General features: G+C 44.6%; 10 protein-coding genes. 7 read left to right on the forward strand and 3 right to left on the reverse strand.

The features are described from left to right. From WBA23_RS09085 to WBA23_RS09095, 3 genes are all read left to right on the forward strand, one after another. Nucleotides 1-194, forward strand: a 194-nt coding sequence (locus WBA23_RS09085; RefSeq protein WP_424581959.1) for a plastocyanin/azurin family copper-binding protein, incomplete at its 5' end; no start/stop codon positions are given. A 45-nt stretch (nt 195-239) separates the two neighbouring features. Continuing rightward, nucleotides 240-1,088, forward strand: a complete 849-nt coding sequence (locus WBA23_RS09090; RefSeq protein WP_424581960.1) for a sugar phosphate isomerase/epimerase family protein — start codon at nt 240-242, stop codon at nt 1,086-1,088. Between the two features lie 59 nt (nt 1,089-1,147). Next, nucleotides 1,148-2,278: a Gfo/Idh/MocA family protein gene (locus tag WBA23_RS09095; RefSeq protein WP_424581961.1), complete on the forward strand. Its 1,131-nt coding sequence runs from the start codon at nt 1,148-1,150 to the stop codon at nt 2,276-2,278. A 408-nt stretch (nt 2,279-2,686) separates the two neighbouring features. Here the strand turns inward: WBA23_RS09095 and WBA23_RS09100 are convergent, their stop codons facing one another. Then, nucleotides 2,687-2,881 carry a hypothetical protein gene (locus tag WBA23_RS09100; RefSeq protein WP_424581962.1) on the reverse strand — a complete coding sequence of 65 codons (195 nt, stop codon included), beginning with the start codon at nt 2,879-2,881 and terminating at the stop codon, nt 2,687-2,689. 387 nt (nt 2,882-3,268) lie between these two features. Between WBA23_RS09100 and WBA23_RS09105 the strand changes: the two genes are divergently transcribed. Beyond that, nucleotides 3,269-4,627, forward strand: coding sequence for a glutamine synthetase family protein (locus WBA23_RS09105; protein ID WP_424581963.1), 1,359 nt, complete (start codon nt 3,269-3,271; stop codon nt 4,625-4,627). Nucleotides 4,628-4,721: 94 nt separating this feature from the next. Here the strand turns inward: WBA23_RS09105 and WBA23_RS09110 are convergent, their stop codons facing one another. Both WBA23_RS09110 and WBA23_RS09115 read right to left on the reverse strand, forming a co-directional pair. After that, entirely contained in the window at nt 4,722-5,195 is a 474-nt protein-coding gene (locus WBA23_RS09110; protein ID WP_424581964.1) for a hypothetical protein, read from the reverse strand. Between the two features lies 1 nt (nt 5,196). Continuing rightward, nucleotides 5,197-5,577, reverse strand: coding sequence for a RidA family protein (locus WBA23_RS09115; protein ID WP_424581965.1), 381 nt, complete (start codon nt 5,575-5,577; stop codon nt 5,197-5,199). Nucleotides 5,578-5,832: 255 nt separating this feature from the next. Here WBA23_RS09115 and WBA23_RS09120 point away from each other — a divergent pair, with 255 nt between their 5' ends. The 3 genes from WBA23_RS09120 to WBA23_RS09130 form a co-directional block, all read left to right on the forward strand. Beyond that, complete coding sequence (locus WBA23_RS09120) at nt 5,833-7,356, forward strand: NAD(P)H-hydrate dehydratase (RefSeq protein WP_424581966.1); 1,524 nt, start codon at nt 5,833-5,835, stop codon at nt 7,354-7,356. A 54-nt stretch (nt 7,357-7,410) separates the two neighbouring features. Then, entirely contained in the window at nt 7,411-8,016 is a 606-nt protein-coding gene (locus WBA23_RS09125; RefSeq protein ID WP_424581967.1) for an IMPACT family protein, read from the forward strand. 23 nt (nt 8,017-8,039) lie between these two features. After that, nucleotides 8,040-8,548, forward strand: a 509-nt coding sequence (locus WBA23_RS09130) for a YqjF family protein (RefSeq protein ID WP_424581968.1), incomplete at its 3' end; no start/stop codon positions are given.

The following is an 8,548-nucleotide window of genomic DNA, read 5'->3' on the forward strand; positions in this document are numbered from 1 at the left end:
GGGCTGAAATGCAATATGTCCCCGATATGGAGGAGGTAATGTACAATACTCCACTAGTAGATCCGGGAGCAACCGTAGAGCTGACGTTTACCGCCCCGGAAAACCCCGACGAGTATCCGTTTGTCTGTACCTTCCCTGGCCACTGGCGCATTATGCAGGGCACGATGAAAGTGGTTAAACCTCAGGCGATTTAGCGTGAAACTGTATCAAACTCAATATCGACGATAGACATAAAATTTATGATCACTTTTGGTGTTAGCACTTGGCTTTGGACTTCTCCGTTTTCAACTGATACTATTAAGCTCTTTCCCAAGATCAAATCAATGGGGTATGATGCGGTGGAAATTCCGGTGGAATATCCCGAAATGATTGATGGGGCGAAAGTGAATGAGGCCTTAGAGGAACACGGTTTGGCCCCTATCATATGCGCGGCTTTTGGTCCAACCCGCGATCTCACCCACGATGACCCTGCGGTGCACCAGAACTGCTTTGACTATATTGAACAGTGTTTTGCACTCTGCAATCAGTGGGGGGCTTCTTTTGTGGCTGGTCCGATGTACTCGGCGGTGGGTAAAGCTCGCATGATTCCCGAGGAGCAGCGAAAAATGGAGTGGAACCGGGCAGTAGAGAATTTGCTTAAAGTCTGCCAAATGGCGCAAGAAAGTGGCTTGCAAATCGCTCTGGAGTCGTTAAACCGTTTTGAATCAGATTTGGTCAATACGGCGGCTGATCTCAACCGGTTGGTAGACGATATCAATCATCCGGCAGCGAAAATATTATTAGACGGATTTCACTTGAGCATTGAAGAGCCCGATTTGAAAAAGGCGTTTACATCCGTAGGCGATAGGCTTATTCACGTACAAGTATCAGAAAACTACCGGGGTACACCGGGAACGGGGCAGTTCCGCTGGGATGATCTGAAGGAAGGGTTAAAAGAAATCAACTACCAGGGATGTGTTTCTATTGAGAGCTTTACTCCTGAAAGTAAGGAACTGGCTGGCGCTGTATGTATCTGGCGTAATCTGGCCGAAAGCCAGGACACCTTTGCCTCCGAAGGGCTGGCTTTCTTGAAGCAATTACTAATCTAGCTATTAATCAGCTATCAGAATAAACTTCTTTATTATAACCAACCATAAAACTAACAGATATGAGTGACCAGAAAATAAACATTGCTATTGTCGGACTCGGGTTTGGCGCCGAATTTATCCCAATCTTCCAACGTCATCCTAATGCGAATATGTACGCGATCTGCCAGCGTACCCAGTCTAAACTTGACGAGGTAGGTGATGAATTTGGTATTGAAAAACGCTATACGGATTACGACGAATTGTTGAAAGACCCGGATGTTGATGCGGTACACATCAATACTCCCATCCCCAACCATGCGGAGCAATCCATTAAGGCACTGAAAGCGGGCAAGCATGTGGCCTGCACCGTACCCATGGCCACCACCGTAGAAGAATGCAAAGAAATCGTTAAGTTGGTACAGGAAACCGGTTTGACCTATATGATGATGGAGACGGTCATTTACGCCCGGGAGTTTCTGTTTATGAAAGAACTGTACGATAGAGGCGAACTGGGCAAGGTGCAATTTTTAAAAGCCAGTCACCAGCAGGATATGGACGGCTGGCCCAACTATTGGCCCGGCCTGCCCCCTATGTACTACGCCACCCACTGCGTGGGCCCCGTACTGGGACTCACCCGTAGCGAAGCCGAGTACGTTTCCTGCTTTGGTTCCGGCACCATCCGGGAGGAACTGCACCACCATTATAACTCGCCCTACGCGGTAGAAACTACGCATATCAAATTTAAAGATTCCGACCTGAGTGCTCATATCTATCGCTCGTTGTTTGACGTAGCCCGGCAGTACCGCGAGAGTTTTGAGGTGTACGGAGTGAAGAAAGCCGTAGAGTGGCCATTGATTGAAGGTGAACCATTAGTCGTTCATACCGCTAAAAAACCCGAACCGGAAATTCCCGAAAAAGTAGAAAGCCCTGATTATGCGCATCTGTTACCAGAGCCTATTCAGCCATTTACTACCGGCGGAGTATACGATTCGGATGATAACCAGCATCTGTCGTTCACTCAGGGAGCCGGTCACGGCGGCTCGCACCCTCACTTAGTGCATGAGTTTCTGGATGCCTTGGTTAATAAACGCTCACCCTACCCCAATGCCCAACAGTCAGCCAATATCACTTGCGTAGGAATTCTCGCTCACGAGTCAGCCAAGAAAGGTGGAGAAATTGTGCGATTGCCGGATTTTACTTTATCAAGTTAGTGATCAGAGTGTTACGGCATTCGTATGTTCGGTTTTTTAGATATAGGTGAATTTCTAATAGTGCTCAGTACTACTTGAACGCCTAAACACTATAATGCTTTTCTCACAACGAGTATCCACCAAAGCTTGAAACAGGATAAAATTGGTTGATCAGATGTTTACATCTATCGAGGCAAAGGGTTTTCCCACTTAGAACAGCTTAGCGGTGGAGTATTTGCGCTGGTCATTACACTAATGCTAATCTCATCTCTTGTTAAATTTACCGGACTACATAGGCTGGCAATTTATATTTAAGATCGAGTCTTCAATAAGAAGAAACCAGCAGAATTAGCGGAAGTACTATCAGCTATCAATGCGGATTCTGCTACTACAAGTACTCCCGTAGATTCTGAAGACTAGCTTTAGCCACTAACGTCGGCGAAAAGCAGTAACGTGACGATCAAACAAACGGCGGAATCTACCTGCTCCTATCTCGGTGAAAGGAGTAGTGTTTCTTTGCATTCCTAACTGTTTGTTTAGCTGCAACGTAGTTTTGGAATAAGGAATAGCGGCAAACTCAGTGTCAATTAATAAGGTGTTAGGGGTGTTAATTTGCGTTGTCATGATTATTTAAATTTTTGGGTGAATGGTGAGACGCAACATCTTGCATCTTCGCAATAGTATATTTCAACTGCTGTGCCAGCCGATAAAACCGCCTAAAACAGCAGTAATCGCGGTTTTTGACCAGATGGCATGTCCGTTATCGAACAGTTTGAGTACACTTCTGAACATTTTTAGCAATAGAATCTCAACCTTTAGTAGTTTAGGTTATGAAAGTTAATTTCTGAGAAGATGATTACTTTGCTCCTTACTCCCAGCCAATTGTTCATTGTACATTATCTATTACTACCGTTTATTTTACTAATCACTAGCATCTTAACTTAAGTTTACCTTTTTTAAAGAAGTAGATCTTTTATTCACTCGTTCCAACATTCAATCATTCCTTTTTTTATGACTCAGGAAGAAATTAAACAAGCGGTTAACGACCATCCGGCCCACAAGGTAAAACTCGCCATTACTGATATTGACGGCATCCTGCGTGGTAAGGTGGTGCATAAGGATAAGTTTATGTCTATCATAGACGGCGGCTTTGGCTTTTGTAGTGTTGTATTTGGTTGGGATGCTGTAGATACCGCTTATGATAATGCCAAGTACACCGGCTGGCATACCGGCTACCCTGATTCTGATGCCCAGTTGGATCTAAATACGTTTCGCCAGATTCCCTGGGAGGAAAATTTGCCTTTTTTTCTCGGCGATTTCATCAATAAATCCGGTGAAGGGTTAGCGATATGTCCGCGTAGCTTACTGAAAAAAGTAAAGCAGCAAGCGCTGGATGCCGGATACGTTCCGCAATTTTCGCAGGAGTTTGAGTGGTTTAACTTTGCCGAAACCCCCGAAACGCTCAAGGAGAAAGCCTACACTAATATTGAACCATTGACGCCTGGCATGTTTGGGTATTCGTTATCGCGTAGCTCGTTGAATAGCCCTTTTTTTAACGACTTATTTGATCTGCTACTTCAGTTTGATGTTCCGCTGGAAGGTTTGCATACCGAAACCGGGCCGGGAGTGTACGAAGCGGCTATTCTGTACGGCGACATTCTGGAAGCTGGTGACCGAGCAGTACTCTTCAAAAACAGTGTAAAAGAAATTGCCTACCAGCACGGAGTGATGGCTACCTTTATGGCCAAGCCCAATCAGCAATTGCCCGGTTGTAGCGGCCATATCCACCAAAGCTTGTGGGATAACGACCAGCAAAAGAACCTGTTCTACGACGAATCAGCCGATGAGTCAATGTCGTCTCTAATGCAAAGCTACGTAGCCGGACAGTTACACTGCTTACCGCATATATTGCCCATGTTCGCCCCCACCATTAATAGCTATAAACGGCTAGTAGAAGGAGCTTGGGCTCCCACCACGCTTACTTGGGGTACCGATAATCGAACGACGGCACTGCGAGTACTGGCCGGTGGAAAAAAATCAACCCGCTTGGAGACAAGAGTACCAGGCTCAGATGTAAATCCCTACCTAGCATTGGCAGCTGCGCTAGCTAGTGGCCTGTACGGTATTAGGCACGAGTTAAAACTAGATCAGCCTAAAACTACCGGCAATGGCTACGAAGACGATCAGTACGGAGTGTTACCCCGTAATTTGTGGGAAGCTTCCCAGGCGATGAAAGAATCCGATCTGGCTACTGAACTCTTCGGAGCAGATTTCGTGGATCACTTTGTCAGCACTCGGGAGTGGGAATGTCGACAGTATGCCCAATCCGTTACCGATTGGGAAGTAAAACGCTACTTTGAAGTTATCTAATGTTAGTTGATAATTGATAGTGGATAACAGAAATTTAAAATTACTAATGGTCAAAATATCAAAGTGATTTTAACAATCAATTAGACACGTTTCTTTAGGCATCTAGGGTGAGCCTAATCAGGTGACGGCTAATGCTCACTTGTTTATGAAAGTTAAGCAGCGCAATAATGTAATTACCGAGGCCAACCACAATGGCTACGGTTGCGTAACCATAGAGCTTTTCATAGACAAAGAAATACGTTGCAATCAGTAGAGTAAGTACTGACCAAAAGCCGATAAACAGTAGCGTTGAGGAGAACATTTTGTAGGATAAAAACACCAGACAGCCTTTAGAGGTAGATTCTACCTTTCCAGTAATAATGGATAGAAAACTATTAGGACGGGTAATCTTTCGGGACAGCCGGAACCCATCAGCTTCTACTACTCCATTAAATTGGAAGTCTTCTTCTTGAACTGAAAGCGGAAGGTAAGGTTCCATCGGACGGGTTACTCGCCGGATACGCTCAAAAACCTCTTTTCCCGAATAGGGCAGCACCAGGGTTTCGCTTTCGGCCGGAAGTAGTCTCATACTACTTTACTGCGATGCAGGAAATCTCCACGTTCACATCTTTAGGCAAACCACTTACCTCAACCGTCTCCCGAGCGGGCGGATCGGTCGGAAAGTACTGACCGTACGCTTCGTTGATCGTAACAAATTCGCCCATATTCCGAATGAAGATACTACACTTTACCACGTTCGAAAATTGCATTTCGGCGGTACGGAGAATAGCTTCCAGATTTTTCATCACTTGATGGGTTTCTTGAGTGATATTGTCGGTGAGCAGTTCTCCTGAGGATACATCAATAGCAATTTGTCCCGAAACGTACAATGTGTTGCCCGCCAGGATGGCTTGATTGTACGGCCCAATAGGCGCAGGAGCTTCCGAAGTTTGAATAATTTTTTTAGACATATTTTGGAGTGTTAAAGCGTTATGATGTTCGTGTGTTAAGGTTATAGGTTTTTTAGAGAAAGAAGATGAGAAACAGAAGTGGATATATTATTTTAAACCCCTTCACTCTCCTTTTTCCAGTTCACAGTTTGCACATTGTTCATTGCGGGGCAACCCTTGCAAACTGTAAATTGTTTCATCGGTTTCCCGTCTTTAAAACTTTGTTCAGCAAAAATAGTCTATTCAGATAAAAGGCAATCACCTAATCTCTGATCAATGAAAATACTAACGGCTTCCCAGACTAGACAATCTGATGCGGCAACCATGCAACGCGAACCCATTGCCTCTATTGATCTGATGGAACGGGCTTCTTACCAATTCACCCAGCGTTTTGTGCAGCAGTTCCCCGAGCACAATTGTCCGGTTTATATTTTTTGTGGTCTAGGCAACAACGGGGGCGATGGTTTGGCAATTGCCCGAATGCTTTTAGCGCAACAGTATAATGTTTTAGTTTTTATTATTGGTAGCAAAAAGGGTTCTAATGATTTTGAAACTAATCTAAAACGATTAGTAGATCACTCTTCTATTCAGCGGGTAAGCAATAAATCTGAGCTACCCACTCTACCTACACCATGCATTGTGATTGATGCGATGTTTGGCTCGGGACTAAACCGGGCTTTGGAAGGATTATACACTCAAGCGGTACAGTTGATCAATGAGAGTAGTTGTACTATAGTAGCGGTAGACATTCCATCTGGTTTATATGCTGACAAATCGGTTGGAGATGATGATCCAGTAGTTCAAGCTGATTTTACTTATACATTCCAGTTGCCCAAATTAGCGTTTCTGCTGCCTCAGAACGAAAAGTACGTTGGTAATTGGGCGGTAGTAAACATTAAGTTAGACGCTAAGTTTCTACAGGAAGTTGAAGCTCAACACCACTACCTCACTCCCGAATGGATGAAGAAACTTCGTCAACGGCGAAAAAACCATTCTCACAAAGGGACTTATGGGAAAGCTCTACTAATTAGTGGAAGCTACGGAAAGATGGGAGCCGCAGTTTTGTGTAGCCGGGCTTGTGCCCGAGGCGGAGTAGGTTTACTTACTACGCATGTTCCTGGCTGCGGCTACGAAATTATGCAGATCTCGGTTCCCGAAGCCATGACTACCGTAGACCAACATCATGAATACTTTAGCGAGCTACCGCAGGAAGGTACCACTAACTTAGCCAACTACGATGTTATTGGGATTGGCCCCGGTCTGGGTACCGCTGAAGCTACCGTACAGGCGCTAAAGTTAGTATTAGAAACGACTAATGCTCGAAGCATGCGAATGGTGCTTGATGCCGATGCACTGAATATCTGTGGTCAGCACCAGAAACTTTTAGAGAGTATCCCCAAAAATTCTATTCTAACTCCGCACCCTAAAGAATTTGAGCGGCTTACAGAGAAAGCGCAGAATGACTTCCACCGCTTAGATTTACTGAAGGAGTTTTGTCAACGATACCGTGTATACACTGTGCTAAAGGGTTCGCATACGGCTATTGGTACTCCCGAAGGCGATATTTACTTTAATAGTAGCGGCAATCCTGGAATGGCTACCGGAGGCAGTGGCGATGTGCTTACCGGTATTCTTACCGCACTCATTGCGCAACAATACGACTCGCTATCGGCCAGTTTATTAGGAGTATACTTGCACGGGCTAGCGGGTGATCTGGCGGCAAAGAAATTTAGTCAAGAAGCATTAGTAGCTTCGGATATCGTTGAAAGTTTGGGTGCAGCCTTTACAACCCTTTATTGAGTGAAAATAAATGCAATCTTTACCAGATTGATTTATTAGTTTCATTTTCTGATTATGGAAGATCAATACCATTCTTTGTCGGGCGATTCGGAAGGAGGTTATCGGGAGAAGGGTAGTAAGTTCTTTGCCTATGCTTATCCAGCAATATCAGAAGAAGAAGTGAAAGAACGTCTATCTGAATTGAAGAAGCAGCACCACAGTGCTCGCCACTATTGTTATGCTTTTGTACTGAAGCCTAAGGAAGGACAAGAAGAAACCTACCGCGCTAGTGACGATGGTGAACCTCCTCACTCAGCGGGTGACCCAATTTTGGGGCAGATTCGGTCGTATCAATTGTTAGATGCATTGGTGGTGGTGGTTCGGTACTTCGGTGGAACCAAATTGGGCGTAGCTGGGCTGATCCATGCTTACAAAACTGCGGCGACCGATGCGTTAGCTAATAGTTCTATCGTAGAGAAATACATAGAGCAAATTATCAATATTGAGTTCGATTATGCGGCTACCAGCAGTGTAATGAAAATCATTGATCAGCACTCTTTAACTATTCTAGATCAATCTTTTACCGAAAATTCCTATTACCAACTATCGGTACGGTTGCGTAATTATGAAGCCGCTTTGGCTGATTTTTCTGAACTAGATCAGGTAAAGGTAAAACATTGATTTTTTAGGCAGGTTGATATACTATGGAATCAGCTTCTTCAAAACCAACCTTTTTAACTGCCCAGTGGAAATACCTACTGATGGCTAATTATGCCGTGGATCCGGCAGTATTAGAACCTTTTGTGCCGTCGGCTACCAAGCTTGACTATTATCAGGGGAAGACCTACGTGAGTATTGTTGGTTTTCGATTTCTAGATACTAAACTGCTAGGTATTCCGGTTCCTTTTCATCAAAACTTTACTGAAGTAAACCTACGCTTCTACGTGCGCTACCAAACAGAAAACGGTTGGCGACGGGGCACTTCATTTATTAGTGAAATTGTACCTAAACCCGCTATTGCCTGGACAGCAAATTTAGTGTATCGCGAGCATTACGCGTATGCCCCTACTCAGTATTGGATCAACCACGGAGCAGATGAGCTAAGTGTTGAATATTGGTGGAAAAAGTCGGGCGATAACTTTGTTATGGCTACTGCTCAATCAAAAGCTCGCCCACTTGCTAAAGACTCTATTGAAGAATTTATTGCTCAGCA

The organism is Tunicatimonas sp. (assembly GCF_049647865.1).
Taxonomy (GTDB): Bacteria; Bacteroidota; Bacteroidia; order Cytophagales; family Cyclobacteriaceae; genus Tunicatimonas.

Bases quoted from the DNA above. Each gene is read 5' to 3' on its own strand.
- WBA23_RS09090 (WP_424581960.1), top strand. From the start codon at position 240: ATGATCACTTTTGGTGTTAGCACTTGGCTTTGGACTTCTCCGTTTTCA.
- WBA23_RS09095 (WP_424581961.1), top strand. From the start codon at position 1,148: ATGAGTGACCAGAAAATAAACATTGCTATTGTCGGACTCGGGTTTGGC.
- WBA23_RS09100 (WP_424581962.1), bottom strand. From the start codon at position 2,881: ATGACAACGCAAATTAACACCCCTAACACCTTATTAATTGACACTGAG.
- WBA23_RS09105 (WP_424581963.1), top strand. From the start codon at position 3,269: ATGACTCAGGAAGAAATTAAACAAGCGGTTAACGACCATCCGGCCCAC.
- WBA23_RS09110 (WP_424581964.1), bottom strand. From the start codon at position 5,195: ATGAGACTACTTCCGGCCGAAAGCGAAACCCTGGTGCTGCCCTATTCG.
- WBA23_RS09115 (WP_424581965.1), bottom strand. From the start codon at position 5,577: ATGTCTAAAAAAATTATTCAAACTTCGGAAGCTCCTGCGCCTATTGGG.
- WBA23_RS09120 (WP_424581966.1), top strand. From the start codon at position 5,833: ATGAAAATACTAACGGCTTCCCAGACTAGACAATCTGATGCGGCAACC.
- WBA23_RS09125 (WP_424581967.1), top strand. From the start codon at position 7,411: ATGGAAGATCAATACCATTCTTTGTCGGGCGATTCGGAAGGAGGTTAT.